This window comes from Pseudomonas sp. 2FE (genome assembly GCF_005503735.1).
In the GTDB taxonomy this organism is placed as follows: Bacteria; Pseudomonadota; Gammaproteobacteria; order Pseudomonadales; family Pseudomonadaceae; genus Aquipseudomonas.
This window is the reverse complement of record NZ_SCMO01000001.1, coordinates 452,886-473,693: the sequence shown is the minus strand read 5'-3', so window position 1 is coordinate 473,693 and position 20,808 is coordinate 452,886. Positions and strand designations below refer to the sequence as shown.

Below are 20,808 nucleotides of genomic sequence, written 5' to 3'. Positions count from 1 at the left end.
CTAACCCAGGCTGCCCAGCACAGCCAGAAACTCAGCTTCATCCAGCACCTTCACCCCCAGCTCGCTGGCCTTGGCCAGCTTCGACCCCGCCCCGGGCCCAGCCACCACGCAATGGGTCTTGGCCGAAACCGAACCAGACACCTTGGCGCCCAAGGCCTCCAGCTTCTCCTTGGCCAGCTCCCGACTCATCACCTCCAGCGTGCCGGTCAGCACCCAGGTCTGACCCGCCAGCGGTAAGCCCTCGACGGTCTTCTTCGCGCTTTGCCAGTGCATGCCAAACTCCCGCAGCTGCGCCTCGATGGCTTGCGCGCGCTCGACATTGGCCGGGTTATCGAAGAACTCACGCAGCGACTTGGCGGCCTTCTCGTTCAGCCGCTCGACCTGACGCAGATCCAGCCAGTCGGCGCTGATGATGGCGTCCAGCGAGCCAAACTTGGCGGCGAGCTTTTCCGCGCCGGTCGCCGCGATAAAGGGGATATTCAGCTTGTCGATAAAACCCGCCAGGCTGGCGCAAGCGGCGAACTCCGGATGCAGGTCACCCTCCTCTTGCAATTCCAGACCGCGCTCCAGCAGTTGCGCGATCACCGAGCGGTTGTGCTCGTCCTCGAAGAAACTGTGGATCTCATGGGCGACCTCCGCGCCGACATCCGGCAGATACGTCAGCACTTGCGGCAGCGCCTGCTGGATGCGCGTGAGCGAGGCCAGGGCGCGGGCCAATACCTTGGCCGTTTCTTCGCCAACATCGGGAATCCCGAGCGCGTAGATAAACCGCGCCAGGGTCGGCCTCTTGCTCTCGGCAATCGCCGTCAGCAAGTTCTGGGTGGACAGCTCGGCGAAGCCTTCCAGCTCGACGAGCTGCTCGAAGCGCAAAGTGAACAGATCGGCGGGCGACTGCACCAGCCCCTCGTCCACCAACTGCTCGATGCTCTTCTCGCCAAGCCCTTCGATGTCCATGGCGCGCCGGGACACGAAGTGAATGATCGCCTGCTTGAGTTGCGCGCCACAGGCCAGGCGACCGACGCAGCGATACGCCGCCCCTTCACTGACGGTTTCGCGGCCTTTACTGCGTTTGATCAGCTGAGTGCGCTCGACTGCCGAGCCACAGATCGGGCACTCACTCGGCACCTTGACTGTTCGTGCTGCAAGTTCATCCGCAGACCAGTCAGGGCGCCGCTCCAGTACGACCTGCACCACTTGCGGAATCACATCGCCAGCGCGGCGAATGATCACGCTGTCACCGATCATCAGCCCCAGCCGCTCGACTTCATCCATGTTGTGCAAGGTGGCATTGGAGACGGTGACGCCAGCCACCTTCACCGGCTTCAGGCGCGCCACCGGGGTGATGGCGCCGGTACGACCGACCTGGAACTCCACCGCCAACAACTCGGTCAGCTCTTCGCTAGCCGGGAACTTGTGGGCAATCGCCCAACGCGGCTCACGGGCGCGGAAACCCAGCTCGCGCTGCCAGGCCAGGTTATTCACCTTGAACACCACACCATCGATTTCATAGGGCAGCGCGTCGCGCTTCTCGCCGATGGCACGGTAGTAGTCCAGGCACTCTTCGACGCCCCGGGCCAACTGCAACTCGTGACTGATCGGCATGCCCCAGCCCTTGAGGGCTGTGAGGATGCCGATATGGGTGTCCGGCAATTCGCCCTGTACCTGGCCGATGCCATAGCTGCAGAACTCCAGCGGGCGGCTGGCGGTAATCTTCGGGTCCAATTGACGCAGGCTGCCGGCCGCGGCATTCCGCGGGTTGGCGAAGGTCTTGCTACCGCTCTCCAGCGCGCGGGCGTTCAACGCATCGAAGCCGGCGCGGGACATATACACCTCGCCGCGCACTTCCAGCACGGCCGGCCAGCCGCTGCCTTGCAGCTTGAGCGGGATATTGCGCACGGTACGCACGTTGACGCTGATGTCCTCACCCGTCGCACCGTCGCCACGGGTGGCGCCGCGCACGAGCTGGCCATCGCGATACAACAGGCTGACCGCCAAGCCGTCGAGTTTCGGTTCACAGCTGTATTCCACCGCCACGCCGCCGCCGAACAGGTCGCCGGCGGGCAACTCATCGGCCAAGCCTTCGCGCACGCGGCGGTCGAAGTCCCGCAGGTCATCTTCGGCAAAGGCGTTGCCGAGACTGAGCATCGGCACTTCGTGCTTGACCTCGCCAAAGGCCGACAGCGCCAGGTTACCGACGCGCTGGGTCGGCGAGTCGGCGGTCACCAACTGCGGATGCTCGGCCTCCAGCGCTGTCAGCTCGTGGTACAACCGGTCGTACTCGGCATCCGGAATGCTCGGCGCGTCGAGGACGTGATAGCGGTAGTTGTGCGTGTCCAGCTCGGCGCGCAGTTCGAGAATGCGGGCAGCGGCATGCTTTGTGGTTGTAGAGGCGTCGGTCATGGTGACTCTCTGGAAAACGAAAAGAGCAGCCGCGGCTGCTCTGCAATCAGTTCCCTCGCCCTAAAGGGCGAGGGGGGCGCTTTGTTAGCGTTTGTGGGTCAGCAGCTTGCGCTCGAACTCGACGATGCGCTGACGGTAATGCTCGATGGTCTGCGCGGTCATGACGCTGCGCTGGTCGTCTTTCAGCTCGCCATTCAACTCGTGCGCGAGCTTGCGTGCGGCGGCCACCATCACATCGAAGGCTTGCTTGGGATGACGCGGGCCCGGCAGGCCGAGGAAGAAGCTCACCGCGCGGGTGCTGAAGTGGTCGATATCGTCCAGGTCGAAGGTTCCCGGCTTGACCCCATTAGCCATGGAGAACAGCACTTCGCCATTGCCGGCCATGCTTTCGTGGCGATGGAAAATATCCATCTCACCGAATCGCAGACCACTTTCCAGAATATTCTGCAGTAGCGCCGGGCCATTGAAGCCTTCGCCTTCGCGGGCGACGACGTTGATCACCAGCACTTCCTCGACGGGTGGCAAGTCTTTGCTGTCTTCCTGGGCGCTGACTTTGCGTTTCTTCGGTTCGGCGTCATCGACTGGATTGAGCAGCGTCGGCACCGGCTCGTCGAGACCGAGATTGAGGTCGCCCTGATGCGGCTCGACCGGCGTGCCCCGGCGGCGATTGAGCTCGCGCGCACTCATGGCCGGCAGGTCTTCTTCCTCCAGCCCGGGCTCCTGATGACGCCCCAAAACCCGTGACGGCCCGAGCAACTCCGGGGCGCCATCATCATCCGGCAGGTTGGAAAAACTCCGATCAAGCCTGAACTTCAACTTGCCCTTACCACCGCGCATACGCCGCCAGCCATCGAAAATAATGCCAGCGATAACAATGATGCCGATGACGATCAGCCACTCGCGCAGACCGATATCCATGTAACTCCTTAACCCCTAAAAATGATGATGAAGAAAGGGCGTCCTCGCCCCTTGAAACGCGGACAACTGTATGTTCTTACAGCTGTTTTCCGCGCGTAACAAAAGTGTGGCTTAAGCTAGCACGACAAACGGCATTTTTGCACCGTCGGCTAGCCAATCGGCCAGGCGGACTCAAGCCTCGACCATGGCCAGGGCTTCCTCCACATCCACCGCCACCAACCGCGAGCAGCCTGGCTCATGCATGGTCACCCCCATCAACTGATCGGCCATTTCCATGGCGATCTTGTTGTGGGTGATATAGATGAACTGCACCTTCTCCGACATCTCTTTCACCAGCCGCGCATAGCGACCGACGTTAGCGTCATCCAGCGGCGCATCGACCTCGTCGAGCATGCAGAAGGGTGCCGGATTGAGCTGGAAAATGGCGAAGACCAGCGCCAACGCGGTCAACGCCTTCTCTCCACCGGAGAGCAGGTGGATGGTGCTGTTCTTCTTGCCCGGCGGGCGCGCCATGATAGTCACCCCCGTATCGAGCAGATCTTCGCCCGTCAGTTCCAAATAGGCGTTGCCGCCGCCGAAGACCTTCGGGAACAGCGCCTGCAGGCCGCCGTTGATCTGGTCGAAGGTTTCCTTGAAGCGGTTACGGGTTTCCTTGTCGATCTTGCGAATCACGTTTTCCAGGGTATCCAGCGCCTCGACCAAGTCGGCGTTCTGCGCATCCAGGTAGCGTTTACGCTCGCCCTGCTGCTGGTATTCGTCGATGGCGGCCAGGTTGATCGGACCCAGGCGTTGAATCCGCGCGGCCAAACGCTCCAACTCTTCCTCCCAGGCCCGTTCGCTGGCCTCGGCCGGCAAGCTGGCGAGCACGCCATGCAGGTCGTAATGGTCTTCCAGCAACTGATCCTGGATGGCCTTGCGGCGCACGCTCAGCGCTTGCCACTCCATGCGCTGCTGTTCGAGTTGGCCACGCAGCAGTTGTGACTGCTGCTCGGCCTGAGTCCGGCGCTTTTCCGCGTCGCGCAGTTCGCGGTCGGCATCTTCCAGCGCCAAACGGGCCAGCTTGAGTTCGTCTTCCACGCCCATGCGCTTGTCGAGCAGCTCTTCGAGCTTCATGCGCAACTCTTCCAGCGGCGCGGCGCCCTCGTCCAGGTTGAGATTGAGCTGTTCGCGCTTTTCGCTCAGGCGCTCGGCTTGCAGCTCGAGCCGCTCGAGGGCCTGACGCGTCGAGTCATGCTGCGCCTTGAGCGAGCCAAGCCGCACGGCCAACTGATGGGCATGGTCCTTGTGCTGACGGGCCTCCTGGCGGACCCGATCGAGACGTTCGCGCAACTGATCGCGCCGGGCCAGCAGCTGTTCGCGCTGCTCGGTGTCGATGGCCATGGCGTCCAGTGCATCTTGCAGTTGCAGGCGCGCTTCGCCCAACTGTTCGTGCTCGATGGCGCGCTGTTCGCCGAGCTCGCTGAGCTCGGCGTCGAGACGCCGACGCCGCAGGGTCAACTGCTCGACCTTGGCCTGCCCGGCGGATAGCTGCGCCTTCAACTCGCCCTGCCGCCGAACTTCCTCCTGCAGGCGGCGACGTTGCTGCTCGCGCGCCTCTTCCTGTTGCTGTTGGGACTCGCGCAACGCCAGCAACCGCTCGTCGAGGCTGGCCAAGGCCGCTTCACGCTCTTCACGCTCCAAGCCCAGGCGTTCCAGTTCCTGAGCACGGGCCAGTACGCCGCTTTGCGCTTCACTGGCGCGCCGCACGCGGAGGAAGTGCCGGCCGACCCAGTAACCGTCACGGCTGATCAGGCTTTCGCCCTCGGTCAACTGGCCGCGCCGCGCCAGGGCGTCATCGAGGGACTCCACCGGCTTGACCTTGGCCAGCCAGGGCGCCAGATCGACGCTGGCCTCAACCTTATCCAGCAGGCTGCCAGCCACCCGCGCGCCACCTTGGGCCGGGCTGACCAGGCGCAAATCGCCTTGAGCGAAACCGGCCAGATCCAGGCTGGCCAGATTCTGACTTAGAGAGTCATCTAACAGCACGGCGTGCAGATCGGCGCCGAGCACGGCTTCCACCGCCGACTCCCAGCCCGGCTCGACCCGCAGGCCTTCAGCCAGGCGCGGACGCTCGCTCAGCTGTTGCTCGCGCAACCACTCGGCGACGCCTGTGCCGGGATCGAGCGCGGCTTGTTGCAAGGCTTCCAGCGAGGCCAGCCGGCCGCTCAGCCGCTGCAACTCGCCTTGCGCCTGCTGCTGCGCCTGACCGGCTTGCTGCAATTCACCACGCAGTTGCTGCAGACGCTCCGCCTGCTGTGCATCCGCGGCATGCAGCTCTTCCAGGCACAGCTCGCTGCTGGCGACTTGTTCACTCAGCTCGAGGATCGCCGCATCTTCCGGGTCGGCCGACAGCTGCACGCCCTCGTCACCCAGACGCCGCTGGCGCTCGGCCAGACGCTCGAGGCTCTGCTCCAGTTGCTGGATGCGCGACTGTTGCACCTCGGCCTGACGCCGCGGTTCGGCGGAACGCTGGTTGAAGCCATCCCACTGCTCCTGCCAGCCGTGCATGGCGGTTTCAGACTCTTCGAGGGTTGCCGCCGCCTCTTCCGCGGCGGCGCTGGTCATGTCCTGCTCGGGTGCGAGCAGCGCCAGCTCCTCACCGAGGGTAGCCAGCAGCGTACGGTCGTGGCCGAGGTGGGACTCGGTTTCCAGGCGCGAACGCTCGGCCTCGTTCAGGTCATCCTGCAGCTGGCGCAGGCGTTGCTGGCCGTGCTGGATGCTCTGCTCGACGCGGGCGATATCGCCACCGACGGAATAGAAGCGCCCCTGCACCAGATTGAAACGCTCGGACAGTTCATGATGGCCATCACGTAGCCGCTCGATGCTGGCATCGGCATTGCGCTGTTCGGCGACCAAGGCTTCGAAACTGATTTCCTGATGGCCGATCACCGCCTCGCGCTGGCCGACCTGCTCGTTCAGCGCCTGCCAGCGCAGGGCCGACAGCTGGGCCTTGAGCTGGCGCTCTTCGGCCTTGTATTCCTGGTACTTCTCCGCCGACTGGGCCTGACGGTGCAGACGATCGAGCTGGCGCTCCAGCTCTTCGCGCAAGTCGGTCAGGCGCGCGAGGTTTTCATGGGTGCGGCGGATGCGGTTTTCCGTCTCGCGGCGGCGCTCCTTGTACTTGGAGATGCCGGCGGCTTCCTCGATGAAATTCCGCAGATCCTCGGGCTTGGCTTCGATCAGCTTGGAGATCATGCCCTGCTCGATGATCGAGTAGCTGCGCGGGCCCAGGCCGGTGCCGAGGAAGATGTCGGTAATGTCGCGGCGCCGGCATTTAGTGCCGTTGAGGAAATAGCTGTTCTGGCTGTCGCGGGTGACGCGGCGGCGGATGGAAATTTCCGCGTAGCCGGCATATTCGCCGACCAAGGTGCCATCGGAGTTATCGAAGATCAGCTCGATGGAGGCCTGGGTCACCGGCTTGCGGGTGTTCGAGCCGTTGAAGATGACGTCGGTCATCGACTCGCCACGGAGGTTCTTCGCCGAACTCTCGCCCATCACCCAGCGCACGGCGTCGATGATGTTGGATTTGCCGCAGCCGTTAGGCCCGACCACCGCCGCCATATTGCTCGGGAAGCTGACCGTGGTCGGATCGACGAAGGACTTGAAGCCCGCCAGCTTGATGCACTTTAGCCGCATAGATCGCCTTCCCTAGCCCAAGCCCCAAGCACTTAGCGTTCGGCCAGCGCGGCGAGAACCATCTGGCAATTGTGCTTGCCGTAGGCACTCAGCACTTCGCGGATCTGCTGCTGGTCACGGGCAATCACCGCCTGTAGCAAGGCGGCGAAGGCATTGAGGAACTGGCTCATCTCGGTTTTGCGCCGCTCCAGCGCCAAATGGTAGGTGCGGCTGATGGCCGGCAACAGGTTCTCCAGCGTCTCCTGCAAATAGGGGTTATTAGCGAAGGGAAAGGCGGCGCGCATGACGTCGAAGCTGTCTTCGACAAAGGCGTTGATGTCCTGGCGCTGGGCACTGTCAACCAGGCGCTGCTGAATCACCAGGAGTGGCGCCAGGTCTTCCTGAACCCGCCAGCGCTCGGCCACGGCATAACCCAGCAGGATGTACAGCTCCATCACCAAGGCATAGAGGCTCTGCACGTTGTGCGGAGTCAGCTCGGTTACCTGGGCGCCACGGCGCGGCAGGATGGCGATCAGATGGCGGCGCTCGAGGATCAGCAGCGCTTCACGCACGGAGCCGCGGCTGACATTGAGGGATTGGGTGACTTTCAGCTCTTGAATGCGCTCACGTTCTTTCAGCTCACCCCGGATGATGCGCTCCGCAAGGTGGTGAGCAATCTGCTCGGCGAGGCTGTCCGGTGCCTTGAACGTCATGGTTTTCCTTCGAAATCGTGGCTAACGCGCAGGCCGCGAAGTGTAGCACAGGGTGTTACCCGGCCAACCCGGATGAAATCGAAGACGTCCCACAGATGAACAAGCAAGGCTATTACCGTCCGCTTAGAGCCTGTTCACGATCTCGCGAGCTAAGGTCAGGCAAGGCCGCGCCCGCTCCATGCGGGCTAGCGGCATTCACCACATCCCTGTGGATCGCGAAATCGGGCGAGAAAGCGCAGTTTACAAGTAGTAAATGAGCATTTTGAGCCCGATTTCAACGCGGCATGGCCGACGCGCAGCAGATCATGATCAGGTTCTTAGCCTGGCCACCGTGCCGTTTTGCTCGGCGTGCGGATATGGGAGGGCGCGGCTTATTCGACCGCCAAGGCCTGACGCACAGGCGCGCCCCGACAGGCGGCGAACATATCCAGCGCCGGGTTATAGGCTTTGCTCCGGACTTCCAGCAGACCGAGCATGGAATGGAACAGATTGTCCTGACTCAGGGGCTGGTCGCGCTCGGCACGCAGGCAATCAGCATCCAGCGCAAAGGCCTGCTGATAGGAGTCGGAAAACCACGCCAGCATCGCCACATGCTTTTGTTGATCCGGCGCCATCAGATAGGGGGTGCCGTGCAGGTACAGGTTGTATTCACCCAACGACTCGCCATGGTCGGCCAGGTAGAGCATGGCACTGTCCAACTTGCCCTGATTGCTACGCAGCAGGTCGATCAGGCTGGCCAACACATGATCGGTGTAGGCCAGGGTGTTGTCGTAGCCATTGACGATGCTCGCACGCGAGCAATCATTCAGCGCATTGCTGTTGCAGACCGGGGTGAACCGCTCGAACTCTTTCGGGTAGCGCTTGAAATAGTCCGGGCCGTGACTGCCCATCTGGTGCAGCACCAGCACCGTGTCCTGCTCCAGCTTATCGATGAAGCCCTGTAGATCCTGCAGCAAAATCTCGTCATGGCACTCGCCACTGGCGCAGAACTGCGGGTCGTGGCGATGGCTTAAGTCCTCGAACGCCACCCGCTCACAGGTGCCCTTGCAACCGGCCTGATTGTCGCGCCAGAGCACATGAAAACCGGCTCGCTGCAAGACATCGAGCAAGCCTTCCTGCGACTTCGCCTTGGCCGCGCTGTAATCGCCACGGCCGAGGTTCGAGAACATGCACGGCACCGAGACCGCGGTCTCGGTGCCGCAGGAGCGCACATTGGTGTAGGCAATCAAGCCGCTTTCCGCTTGCAGTTGCGGCGTGGTGTTGCGTGGGTAGCCAAGCACTCCAAAATTCTCCGCCCGCGCGCTTTCCCCGACCACCAACACCGTCAGCGACTTGCGCCGGTGGGTCTGCCAGATCGGCGCTTTTACGGCGTCGACGCCCACCTGCCGGAACGGCTGCTGGCTCGAACTAATCTGCTCGCGCAGATAGCTCAGCGAGGCGCCCACATAGTTACTCGGAACCACCATCAAGCGCAGTTCATGGTGATTACGGAACAGCGAGGAAAGCCCCTGATAGTTAACCAGCGCAACCCCGCCGAGCACCGCCACACAGGCCGCGCCGACGAGCACTTTGCTCAACAGTTCGCGCGGCCAAACCCGGTAATTGACCGGTGTGCGCCAGACCAAGCAAACCGGTAACACGCCTAGCAACAGGACATAGACCGCCAATTTGCTCGACAACAGGTCGCGCACTTCCGCCACATCGGTTTCCGCCGCGTTGCGCAACATGCCAGCGTCGATCAGCACGCCGTACTGGCTCATGAAATACGCCACGCAGGCACTGATCAGCAGCAAGAGCGTCAGTATCGGCTTCAACACCCAGCGAAAAGCCAGCAGCGTGAGCACCAGATTGAAAATCGCCAGCACGATCAGCCCGAATGCCAGCCGCATGAGCAGCCCCTGCCAATCGCCCGAGGTGATCGAGAACAGGTGTTGCCACAGCACAAAGTTGCAGCACAGCAACAGGAACGCACTGCTCAACAGGGTCAATACTTCAGGGCGCACGGCCTTTATTTTCAACATGGAGTTCTGCTCGATCCCACTCAGGACAACGTCAGTCACTGGGTATGGCGAGCCATACCTCTTATGGGGGCGCAGCCTAGGGACGTCGCTATCAAGTTTTCGTGAAAAAAAGCTCAACAAAAGGTTGCCGGCGGGCCAGTGCAGCAGCCAGCCGCAGCTCAAGAACGCAAAGGCCGCAGGCCACCCCACTGGCCGTGGCCGGCTCATAACTGAAAGGCATGACGATTGCCTGACTGCCAGGTCAAATATTTATTGACCCAAAAGTCAGAAAACTCTAAATTCACTTCCATACGAGCCCTCGTAAAAACAATAAAGTGCCTGGAGGTCGTCCTTGATCCAGTTTTTACTCAATCGTGAGCTGCGTACCGAGCAGCGTCTCGACCCGAATGTCACCGTGCTGAACTACTTGCGTGAGCACGTGGGCAAGCCCGGAACCAAAGAAGGCTGCGCCTCTGGCGATTGCGGTGCCTGCACCGTGGTGGTTGGCGAGTTGGATGGCGACTCGATTCGCTACCGCACCCTGAACTCCTGCCTGACCTTTGTGTCCTCCCTGCACGGCAAACAGCTGATCAGCGTTGAAGACCTCAAGCACGACGGCAAACTGCACAGCGTGCAGCAGGCCATGGTCGACTGCCACGGCTCACAGTGCGGCTTCTGCACCCCCGGCTTCGTCATGTCGCTGTTCGCCCTGCAGAAAAACAGTGACGGCCACGACGAGGCCCCCCATCGCAAAGCTAAGGCCCAGGAAGCACTGGCCGGCAACCTCTGCCGTTGCACCGGCTACCGGCCAATCCTGGATGCCGCCGAACAGTCCTGCTGCCAAGCCAAACCTGACCAGTTCGATGCCCGTCAGGCCGAGACCATCGCCCAGCTGCGCGCCATCGCGCCGAAGGACATCGCCGAACTGAACAGTGGCGACAAGCGTTGCCTGGTGCCGCTGACCGTCGCCGACCTGGCCGACCTCTACAGCTCGCATCCGGAAGCCCGCCTGCTCGCCGGCGGCACCGACCTGGCGCTGGAAGTCACCCAATTCCAGCGTGCCCTGCCGGTGATGATCTATGTCGGCAACGTCGCCGAAATGAAGCGTATCGAACGCTTCGACGAGCGTTTGGAGATCGGCGCAGCCACCGCGCTGACCGACTGCGCCGAAGCCCTCAGCGCGGAATACCCGGACTTCGGCGAGCTGCTGCACCGCTTCGCCTCCTTGCAGATCCGCAACCAAGGCACCCTCGGCGGCAACATCGGCAACGCCTCACCCATCGGTGACACCCCACCGCTGCTGATCGCCCTCGGCGCACGGATCGTCCTGCGCAAAGGCGAGAACACTCGCACCCTGGCGCTGGAAGACTACTTCCTCGACTACCGGGTGACGGCTCGCCAGGAAGGCGAGTTCATCGAGAAGATCATCGTGCCGCGCGCAAGCAGCCGCCAGGCCTTCCGCGCTTACAAAGTGTCCAAGCGCCTGGATGACGATATCTCCGCCGTCTGTGCGGCCTTCAATCTGCGCATCGAGGATGGCGTGGTCACGGACGCCCGCGTCGCCTTCGGTGGCATGGCGGCCATCCCGAAACGCGCGGCGGCCTGTGAGCAAGCCCTGTTGGGCGCCACCTGGTCACAGACTGTCATTGAGCGCGCCTGCGCGGCCTTGGCGGAGGACTTCACCCCGCTGTCGGACTTCCGCGCCAGCAAGGAATACCGCCTGCTCACCGCGCAGAACCTGCTGCGCAAATACTTCCTCGAACTGCAAGCCCCTGAAGTCGAAACACGGGTGACCGCTTATGTCTAATCACAGCGTTAAAAAGACCCAGGAAGAGCTGACCGCGCTGTTCCACCAGGACCTCCGCACCGGCGTCGGCCGTAGCGTCAAACATGACAGTGCGGACAAGCATGTGTCCGGTGAAGCGACCTATGTCGACGACCGCCTGGAGTTCCCCAACCAGTTGCACGTCTATGCCCGCATGAGCGACCGCGCTCACGCCCGCATCACCAAGATCGACACCGCACCCTGCTATGCCATCGAGGGCGTGACCCTGGTCATCACCAGCAAGGACGTGCCTGGCCAACTGGATATCGGCGCAGTAGTGCCGGGCGACCCGCTGCTGGCGGACGGCATCGTCGAATATGTCGGCCAGCCGATCATCGCCGTCGCGGCGAAGGATCTAGACACCGCGCGCAAGGCGGCGATGGCGGCGATCATCGAGTTCGAAGACCTCGAGCCGATCCTCGACGTCGAAGAAGCGCTGCGTAAAAAGCACTTCGTCCTCGACAGCCACCAGCACAAACGCGGCGATTCCGCCAGCGCCCTGGCCAGCGCGCCCCATCGCCTGCAAGGCAAGCTGCATATCGGCGGCCAGGAACACTTCTACCTGGAAACCCAGGTGTCCTCGGTGATGCCGACCGAAGACGGCGGCATGCTCGTCTACTGCTCGACGCAAAACCCCACCGAGGTACAGAAGCTGGTCGCCGAAGTGCTCGGCGTGCCGATGAACAAGATCGTCATCGACATGCGCCGCATGGGCGGTGGCTTCGGCGGCAAGGAAACCCAGGCCGCCGGCCCAGCCTGCCTGTGCGCGGTGATCGCGCACCTCACCGGCCGGCCGACCAAGATGCGCCTACCGCGCGTCGAAGACATGCAGATGACCGGCAAACGCCATCCGTTCTTCGTCCAGTACGACGTCGGCTTCGATGACAGCGGCCGCCTGCACGGCATCCAGATGGAGCTGGCGGGCAACTGCGGGTACTCGCCGGACCTGTCCGGTTCGATAGTCGACCGCGCGATGTTCCACTCGGACAACGCCTACTACCTCGGCGATGCCACCATCAACGGTCATCGCTGCAAGACCAACACCGCCTCCAACACCGCCTACCGCGGCTTCGGCGGCCCACAAGGGATGGTCGCCATCGAAGAAGTGATGGACGCCATCGCCCGCTCCCTCGGCAAAGACCCGCTGGAGGTGCGCAAGGCCAACTACTACGGCAAGACCGAGCGCAACGTCACCCACTACTACCAGACCGTGGAAGACAACCTGCTCGAAGAGATGACCGCCGACCTCGAGGCCAGCAGCGACTACGCCAAGCGTCGCGAGGAAATCCGCGCGTTCAACGCCAAGAGCCCGGTGTTGAAGAAGGGTCTGGCGCTGACGCCGGTCAAGTTCGGCATCTCCTTCACCGCCACCTTCCTCAACCAGGCCGGCGCGCTGATCCACATCTACACCGACGGCAGCATCCACCTGAACCACGGCGGCACCGAAATGGGCCAGGGCCTGAACACCAAGGTGGCGCAAGTCGTCGCCGAGGTGTTCCAGGTCGATATCGAGCGGATTCAGATCACCGCGACCAACACCGACAAGGTGCCGAACACCTCGCCGACCGCCGCCTCCAGCGGTGCCGACCTGAATGGCAAGGCTGCGCAGAACGCCGCCGAAACCATCAAGAAACGCCTGGTCGAGTTCGCCGCGCGGCACTACAAGGTCACCGAGGAAGACGTCGAATTCCGCAATGGCCACGTACGGGTGCGCGACCAGATACTGACGTTCGAGGAGCTGATCCAGCAGGCCTATTTCGGCCAGGTGTCGCTGTCCAGCACCGGCTTCTATCGCACCCCGAAAATCTTCTACGATCGCAGCCAGGCGCGCGGTCGGCCGTTCTACTACTACGCCTACGGTGCCGCGTGCGCCGAGGTGCTGGTGGACACCCTGACCGGCGAATACAAGATGCTGCGTACCGACATCCTGCACGACGTCGGCGCCTCGCTGAACCCGGCCATCGACATGGGCCAGGTCGAAGGTGCCTTCATCCAGGGCATGGGCTGGCTGACCATGGAAGAGCTGGTGTGGAACGCCAAAGGCAAGCTGATGACCAACGGCCCGGCCAGCTACAAGATTCCGGCGGTGGCCGATATGCCGCTGGACCTGCGCGTCAAGCTGGTGGAAAACCGCAAGAACCCGGAAGACACCGTATTCCACTCCAAGGCCGTCGGTGAGCCGCCGTTCATGCTCGGCATCGCCGCCTGGTGTGCGATCAAGGATGCCGTCGCCAGCCTGGCCGACTATCGCGCCCAACCGGCGATCGACGCCCCGGCCACGCCGGAGCGCGTACTCTGGGGCGTGGAGCAGATGAAACGACTGCAGCAGCCGGCCGAATCCGCTGCCGCAGTCGAGGTCGAACCCGCTTGAGCCATGTAGGAGCGGGCCATGCCCGCGAAGCAACGCCGCTGATGCAAAAGCATCGCGGCCATGGGCCGCTCCTACAAAAAACCAACGGTGCACAACAATGACAACACACACCGAACATTCACCAGAAGCACCGGCGCAACAGGCTCGCGAAGCACTGCCGCCGCTGCTCCTGCTGGAGCCGCTGGGCACGCCGACGCGTCCGCACAAAGACGACGACTGGCGCCTGTCGCGCTCCGCTCGCCCACTACGCACCTGGAGGCTGAGCAAATGAGCAACTGGATCAGCGCCCTCGCCGACCTGCAGCAACAAGGGCAACCTTGTGTGCTGGTGACCATCATCGAAGAGCGCGGTTCGACGCCGCGCAACGCCGGCTCGAAAATGGTGGTCACCGCCGAGCGGATCTTCGAAACCATCGGCGGCGGCCACCTGGAATACAAGGCGATGAAAATCGCCCGCGAGATGCTCGAAAGCCGCAGCCAGGACACCCGCCTGGAACGCTTCAGCCTCGGTGCCAGCCTCGGTCAATGCTGTGGCGGCGCCACCGTGCTGCTGTTCGAGCCGATGGGCCAGCCACAGGCGCAGATCGCCGTGTTCGGCGCCGGGCATGTCGGTCGCGCCCTGGTGCCACTGCTGGCCAGCTTGCCGTGCAAGGTGCGCTGGATCGATTCGCGGGAAAGCGAATTCCCCGCGCAACTGCCGGCCGGGGTGGAAAAAGTCATCAACGAAGAACCGGTCGATGAAGTAGAGAACATGCCAGCCGGCAGCTACTACATCGTCATGACCCACAACCATCAGCTCGACCTGGAGCTGACCGCGGAAATTCTCAAGCGCAACGATTTCGCCTACTACGGCCTGATCGGCTCGCGAACCAAGCGGGTCAAATTCGAACACCGCCTGCGAGAGCGCGGTTTCCAACCCGAAGTCGTGCAACGTATGCGCTGCCCCATGGGCCTGCCCGAGGTGAAGGGCAAGTTGCCGATTGAGATTGCCGTGTCCATCGCCGGCGAGGTGATAGCGACCTACAACGCCCATTTCGGTGAACAAAGCAGCGGCCAGGATGTGAATAAGGGTGTACCTGTCGCCAAGCTGCTGCCCAGCTCACGCCGAGAGCAGGCCTGATCTCCCCTCTCCCCAACCCTCTCCCGTAAACGGGAGAGGGAGATAACTTCCTGCGCCTCAGCGACTATCGAACACTATCTGAATCAGGGATTCCCATGACTACAACGATCAAAGCCTACCGCGCCGCCATCCTGCACAGCATCGCCGACCCCGCCGAAGTGGGGATCGAGCAGTCCTACCAGTACTTCGAGGATGGCCTGCTGGTCGTCGAGAACGGTCAAGTGTCCCAGGTCGGCCACGCCGCGGATCTGCTGCCCAGCCTGACAGGCGTGGAGATCACCGAATACCGCGATGCGCTGATCACCCCGGGCTTTATCGACACGCACATCCACTACCCGCAGACCGGCATGATCGCCGCGTATGGCGAGCAACTGCTGGACTGGCTGAACACCTACACCTTCCCCACCGAAAAACAGTTCGCCGACAAGGCGCATGCCGCCGATGTGGCGAGCATTTTCCTCAAGGAACTGCTGCGTAACGGCACCACCACCGCGCTGGTGTTTGGCACGGTACACAAGCAATCGGTGGATGCCTTCTTCGAGGCGGCCGAGGCACTGAACCTGCGGATGATCGCCGGCAAGGTGATGATGGACCGCAACGCCCCGGACTACCTGACCGACACCGCGCAATCCAGCTATGTCGACAGCAAAGAGCTGATCGAGCGCTGGCACGGCAAGGCCCGTCTGCACTATGCCGTGACCCCGCGCTTCGCGCCGACCAGCACGCCCGAACAGCTGACCTACGCCGGCAAGCTGCTGCAGGAATACCCCGGGCTGTACATGCACACCCACCTCTCGGAAAACCTCGACGAGATCGCCTGGGTGAAAGCGCTGTTCCCAGAGCAGAAAGGCTATCTGGACGTTTACGACCACTTCCAGCTACTCAGCGAGCGCTCGATGTTCGCCCACGGCGTGCATCTCTGTGATGAAGAGTGTCAGCGTCTGGCGCAAACCGGTTCGGCCGTCTCGCACTGCCCGACCTCTAACCTGTTCCTCGGTAGCGGCCTGTTCAACCTCAAGCAAGCCGAGCAGTTCAAGGTCAATGTCGGCCTGGGCACCGATGTCGGCGCCGGCACCAGCTTCTCCATGCTGCAAACCCTGAACGAGGCCTACAAGGTCCAGCAGTTGCAGCGCAACAAACTCAGCCCGTTCAAGTCACTGTACCTGGCCACCCTCGGCGGCGCTCGGGCACTGCGGCTGGAGGACAAGATCGGCAGCTTCGCCAGCGGCAACGATGCGGACTTCATCGTGCTCGATTACCACGCCACGCCGCTGTTGTCCTTCCGCTTGCAACAGGCCAAGGATGTCGAAGAAAAACTCTTCGTGCTGATGACCATCGGCGATGACCGGGCGATTAAAGAAACCTTCGCCGCCGGCCGCTCGGTGCACCAGCGCGGCTGAATTAGCGTAACAGGCGTAGGGCGGACTCAGGAGCGCAGCGAACAGTCCGCCGCTTGAGGTGGCGTACTGCTTCGCGAGTACGCCCTACGCCTACGGAGTTTTTCTAGTTGCCACGCCCAGCGTGGGGACGATCGACACTCTTGGATTCTGCGCCCGTCATTCCCGCGTAGGCGGGAACCCAGCCGACAAACTCAGCGAGGCGTCGCCGCGCGCGTGGACTTCTTCTTGGTCTGCAGCAGGTGCGAGAACACCGCATGCAGATCGTCGGAAGCGCTGTCTTCGTCCAGATTCAGTTTGCTGTCGATATGATCCATGTGGTGCATCATCAGGCTCACGGCCTTGGCGGTGTCCCGCGCCTCGATGGCGTCGATCAGTTGATTGTGTTCATCGTATGAACAGTGCGAACGGCTGCCGCTCTCGTACTGGGCGATGATCAACGAGGTCTGCGACACCAGGCTGCGCTGGAAGCTGATCAAGGGTGCGTTCTTCGCCGCCTCCGCCAACTTCAAGTGGAACTCGCCGGAGAGGCGGATACCGGCACCGCGATCGCCGCGGGAGAAGCTGGTCTGCTCGTCGCTGACCATCTGCCGCAGCTCAGCCAACTGCTCAGCCGTCGCGTGCTCGACCGCCAGTTCGGTGATCGCGCGCTCGACCATCCGCCGGGCGTAGAAAATCTGCCGTGCTTCCTCCACACTCGGGCTCGCCACCACCGCACCGCGGTTGGGGCGCAGCAGCACCACACCTTCATGGGCCAAGCGCGATAAGGCCCGGCGGATGATGGTGCGGCTGACGCCGAAGATCTCGCCCAAGGCCTCTTCGCTCAGCTTGGTACCCGGCGCCAGGCGCTGTTCGAGGATGGCATCGAAGATATGCGCGTAAACGATATCGTCCTGGGTCCCGCTGCGGCTGCTTTTGCCGGTACGCGGTTGCTTCTTGAGGGGCTGTAATTGTTCGTTCATTCGGGCTCGCGTCAAAGAGGTCGGCGGTCATGCGAGACTCTACTGCCTTTCCCCGGGCTGCTGGCAAGCAGAAATAGCGGAAAGTCAGAGGATAAAAGTACTGACATATTGTACACAATCAAACCCGCCTGCACACTTTGCGCCCCGTCGCATTTGCCTGCGCGCTAGTGGCCTGTACGGCTAGTTGGTTAACTCAAGTTCGGATACCTGGAGCCCTGAGACAAGGCGCGGCGACGAGTCATAGCTGGGCTATGGCGAGGAGCGGCAACGCAGTATCGGGGTTTCAGGCGCCGAAATTGACTAATTGAACTAGCCACACAGGCCACGAGGCCCTCGTCCATTCCGTAAAGGATCCTGGCTGGCTGCCTATTGCTCTGCTCAGCCGAGCGCCCCTTAGAAAAATCTCTCTACGCATGGCGTTTGCCCGCTATGGCTTCGCGATTTATGCCGCTTAAACCCACCGCAAGCAATCCACAACGCGCCTTAAGGGCCTCACAAAAAACTCTATCTGTATGTTTTTAAAGGAGTTTATATCAATATCGAGGCTCGATTGCGCGCACAATCCATCTCTCTATATATCCACAATCCAGCGGTGCGATTTACGCAACACTGAAAACATTATTTGCTTTTTTTGTATACAAACGCATAATCCGGCTCGTGTGACTTCCTGACCTTATGGTCAACAAACCAAGACGGTAAGCGCACCACCCATGCCACCTGCCTCAGAGAGCCGCTGCAGCAAAACCACCGGCTCTCGGTGAACAAATACAAGAGATGAGGAGTACCCCCGCTGTGGAAAGCACTAAACAAGAACAAATATATGTCGCGAACCCCGCTAGCCCTGGCCTGCTTGAACGTCTGTTCAAACTGAGCCTGCACAACACCACGGTAAAGATCGAACTGGCCGCTGGCCTGACTACCTTTATCACCATGGCTTACATCATTTTCGTTAACCCCAACATCATGGTCGCCGCTGGCATGGATCACGGGGCTGCGTTTGTTGCCACCTGCCTGGCTGCCGCCTTCGGTTGTTTCCTGATGGGCCTCTATGCCAACTGGCCGGTCGGCCTGGCACCGGGCATGGGCTTGAATGCATTCTTTAGCTATACCGTGGTTGGCGCCATGGGCTACAACTGGCACGTCGCCCTGGGCGCAGTGTTCCTTTCCGGCCTGCTGTTTATGATTCTGACGTTCACCAAGATTCGTGAATGGCTACTCAACAGCATCCCGCCCAGCTTGCGTTTTTCCATGGGCGCCGGCGTCGGCTTGTTCCTCGGCCTGATCGGTCTTAAAGAGGCCGGCATCGTGGTTGCCAGCCCTGCCACGCTGATCCATTTGGGCGACATGACCTCGCCTGCGCCATTTTTGGCAGCCATCTGCTTTTTGATGATCGCGATCATGGAACACCACCGCGTGTTCGGCGGCATCCTCATCAGCATCCTCACCGTAACCCTAGCGGGCTGGGGTTTGGGTCTGGTCGAGTACCATGGCGTCTTCTCGATGCCGCCGAGCATTGCGCCAACCTTTATGGCGATGGATATCGGTGGCGCCCTTAACGTTGGCATGATCAGCGTGATTTTGGCCTTTCTATTTGTGCACATGTTCGACACCGCTGGCACCCTGATGGGCGTGGCACAGCGTGCCAACCTGGTTAGTGAAAACGGTCACATCGAGAACCTGAGCAAAGCAATGAAGGCTGACAGCACCGCCAGCACCTTCGGCGCCCTGCTCGGCTGCCCGCCGGTTACCAGCTATGTAGAGAGCGCTGCCGGCGTTGCCGCGGGTGGCCGTACCGGGCTGACCGCAGTGACCGTTGGCGTACTGTTTGTCGCCGCCATGTTCTTCGCCCCGCTGGCCGGAATGATTCCCGCATACGCCACCGCCGGTGCGCTGATTTATGTGGCCATGCTGATGATGAGCGGCATGGCGCATATCGATTGGAAAGACCACACCAACACCATCCCAGCCATCATCACCGCCATCATGATGCCGCTGACCTTCTCGGTCACCGATGGTCTGGCCCTGGGCTTTATCACCTTCGTGGTAATTAAGGTGGGGACCGGCAAGCACAAGGAAATCTCTGCTAGCCTCTACGCGCTGGCAGCGATCTGTATTGCCAAGTTCATCTTCCTGTAAGGTTTAACTCGGCGACAACAAGCCTCAGCGCTCCGGCGCTGGGGCTTTTCTACATCTGGAGAGAAGCAACATCTGGAGAGAAGCAAAATGAGCCTGGAAACCTGGCTGCTGTTCAGCAGCGCCGCGCTGATCGTGATCCTGATCCCCGGGCCACTGTCCTTGCTGATGGTCAGCAACAGCCTGAACTATGGGCTGCGCCGCTCCTTGCCGGCCTTTCTCGGTGGCGTCAGCGCCTCGATCTGCCTGCTCAGCACCTCCGCCCTCGGGCTTGGCGCCTTGCTGCTCGCCTCGGAAAGACTCTTCAGCGGGTTGAAAATCGTCGGCGCGCTCTATCTGTTCTATCTCGCCTGGCAAAGCTGGGGCGAATCGCGCCAGGCGGCCAAACCGGCGAACGCCGAAGAACAGCCCGTCAACCCAAGTTGGCGCAGCATGTTCTGGAAGGCCTTTGGTCTGGGCGCCAGCAACCCGAAGGACATCCTGTTTTTCGCCGCCTTCCTGCCGCAATTCATCAGCGCCGAGCGCCCGCTACTGACTCAGCTGCTGGTGCTGATCGCCACCTGGACAGTGCTCGACCTGGCCAGCAAGCTGTTCTACGGTCTGAGCGCACGCGGCGCCGCGCGCTTTCTGCGCTCAGGCAAGGGGCAGGTGTGGTTCAACCGGATCAGCGCAGGGCTGTTCGCCGGGGCGGGTACGGCTTCATTGCTGAGTCGTTAAGCCGCTTGAAGCCAGGCGTTGGCAATCAGCCCCCACCGCCCCCTCGGTCATGCGCGACTGATTAGCGGGGTTTAGCGCATGCCTGGGGCGCACGAGCGTTAACCTGAACTCGCCGGGCTGCAATCGGGATAGGGGGCAGCCGAAGCTGCGCCCCTCCCACACCACCCGGCATGCGGGTCCGCACCGGGCGGTTGGAGCAGTTGAGGTCATCGGACTTGTGACTCTCCCGGCCCGATGCCTGGGGTTGTGTTTTCCGACTCGGCGGAGATGATTCCTCGCTGCCGTTGCCTTTCAGGCTTCACCTGGCAGGACATAATTGGCGAGCTTCGCTTACGCGATCATCTGAGGCATTTCAACTCCGATAGCCAGGGCACTTACCCTCCTACTCCTTCGGCCCTTCGTCAGGTGTTTCGAGCCTACAGTGACTCAACTATTTGACTACTATGGCCTCTGCTGACTTCTCGCTCCGGCTTGCGCCGTCGCCCTTTCAGGCGCAAGGCGAGATCTCCCCAGGTAAGAACGCAATCCTTCACCGCACAACCGCCGGATCTACGCTGCCGCCCTTTGACCACAAGAGTTTCGCGGTTTTTGGCCCGCTC

13 protein-coding genes are annotated in these 20,808 nt (G+C 61.8%); 7 read left to right on the top strand and 6 right to left on the bottom strand.

The features are described from left to right. The 5 genes from ligA to FFS12_RS02275 form a co-directional block, all read right to left on the bottom strand. Positions 1-2,400: an NAD-dependent DNA ligase LigA gene (ligA, locus tag FFS12_RS02295; RefSeq protein ID WP_137885344.1), complete on the bottom strand. Its 2,400-nt coding sequence runs from the start codon at positions 2,398-2,400 to the stop codon at positions 1-3. An 84-nt stretch (positions 2,401-2,484) separates the two neighbouring features. Beyond that, complete coding sequence (gene zipA, locus FFS12_RS02290; protein ID WP_137885343.1) at positions 2,485-3,318, bottom strand: cell division protein ZipA; 834 nt, start codon at positions 3,316-3,318, stop codon at positions 2,485-2,487. Positions 3,319-3,489: 171 nt separating this feature from the next. After that, positions 3,490-6,993 (bottom strand): chromosome segregation protein SMC, encoded by a 3,504-nt coding sequence (gene smc / locus FFS12_RS02285; protein ID WP_137885342.1) that lies wholly within the window; start codon positions 6,991-6,993, stop codon positions 3,490-3,492. Between the two features lie 32 nt (positions 6,994-7,025). Continuing rightward, complete coding sequence (locus FFS12_RS02280) at positions 7,026-7,685, bottom strand: GntR family transcriptional regulator (protein ID WP_137817320.1); 660 nt, start codon at positions 7,683-7,685, stop codon at positions 7,026-7,028. Positions 7,686-8,056: 371 nt separating this feature from the next. After that, positions 8,057-9,706, bottom strand: coding sequence for a phosphoethanolamine transferase (locus FFS12_RS02275; RefSeq protein WP_137885341.1), 1,650 nt, complete (start codon positions 9,704-9,706; stop codon positions 8,057-8,059). A gap of 331 nt (positions 9,707-10,037) precedes the next feature. Between FFS12_RS02275 and xdhA the strand changes: the two genes are divergently transcribed. From xdhA to guaD, 5 genes are all read left to right on the top strand, one after another. Further along, positions 10,038-11,492, top strand: a complete 1,455-nt coding sequence (gene xdhA, locus FFS12_RS02270) for a xanthine dehydrogenase small subunit (RefSeq protein ID WP_137885340.1) — start codon at positions 10,038-10,040, stop codon at positions 11,490-11,492. Further along, a complete protein-coding gene (gene xdhB / locus FFS12_RS02265) occupies positions 11,485-13,881 on the top strand; it encodes a xanthine dehydrogenase molybdopterin binding subunit (protein ID WP_137885339.1) in 2,397 nt (798 codons plus the stop codon). The genes xdhA and xdhB overlap by 8 nt, the downstream gene beginning before the upstream one ends. Before the next feature lie 97 nt (positions 13,882-13,978). Further along, a complete protein-coding gene (locus tag FFS12_RS19820; RefSeq protein WP_171006392.1) occupies positions 13,979-14,152 on the top strand; it encodes a hypothetical protein in 174 nt (57 codons plus the stop codon). Continuing rightward, positions 14,149-15,000 carry a xanthine dehydrogenase accessory protein XdhC gene (gene xdhC / locus FFS12_RS02260; protein ID WP_137885338.1) on the top strand — a complete coding sequence of 284 codons (852 nt, stop codon included), beginning with the start codon at positions 14,149-14,151 and terminating at the stop codon, positions 14,998-15,000. Before FFS12_RS19820 ends, xdhC begins: the two co-directional genes overlap by 4 nt. Before the next feature lie 95 nt (positions 15,001-15,095). Further along, complete coding sequence (gene guaD, locus FFS12_RS02255) at positions 15,096-16,400, top strand: guanine deaminase (RefSeq protein WP_137885337.1); 1,305 nt, start codon at positions 15,096-15,098, stop codon at positions 16,398-16,400. A 191-nt stretch (positions 16,401-16,591) separates the two neighbouring features. Here the strand turns inward: guaD and FFS12_RS02250 are convergent, their stop codons facing one another. Then, positions 16,592-17,359 carry a GntR family transcriptional regulator gene (locus FFS12_RS02250; protein ID WP_137885336.1) on the bottom strand — a complete coding sequence of 256 codons (768 nt, stop codon included), beginning with the start codon at positions 17,357-17,359 and terminating at the stop codon, positions 16,592-16,594. A gap of 792 nt (positions 17,360-18,151) precedes the next feature. On the opposite strand from FFS12_RS02250, the gene FFS12_RS02245 reads away from it, so the two are divergent. Further along, complete coding sequence (locus FFS12_RS02245) at positions 18,152-19,495, top strand: NCS2 family permease (protein WP_137885335.1); 1,344 nt, start codon at positions 18,152-18,154, stop codon at positions 19,493-19,495. Between the two features lie 87 nt (positions 19,496-19,582). Next, positions 19,583-20,209, top strand: a complete 627-nt coding sequence (locus FFS12_RS02240; protein ID WP_137885334.1) for a LysE family translocator — start codon at positions 19,583-19,585, stop codon at positions 20,207-20,209. Positions 20,210-20,808: the final 599 nt, after the last annotated feature.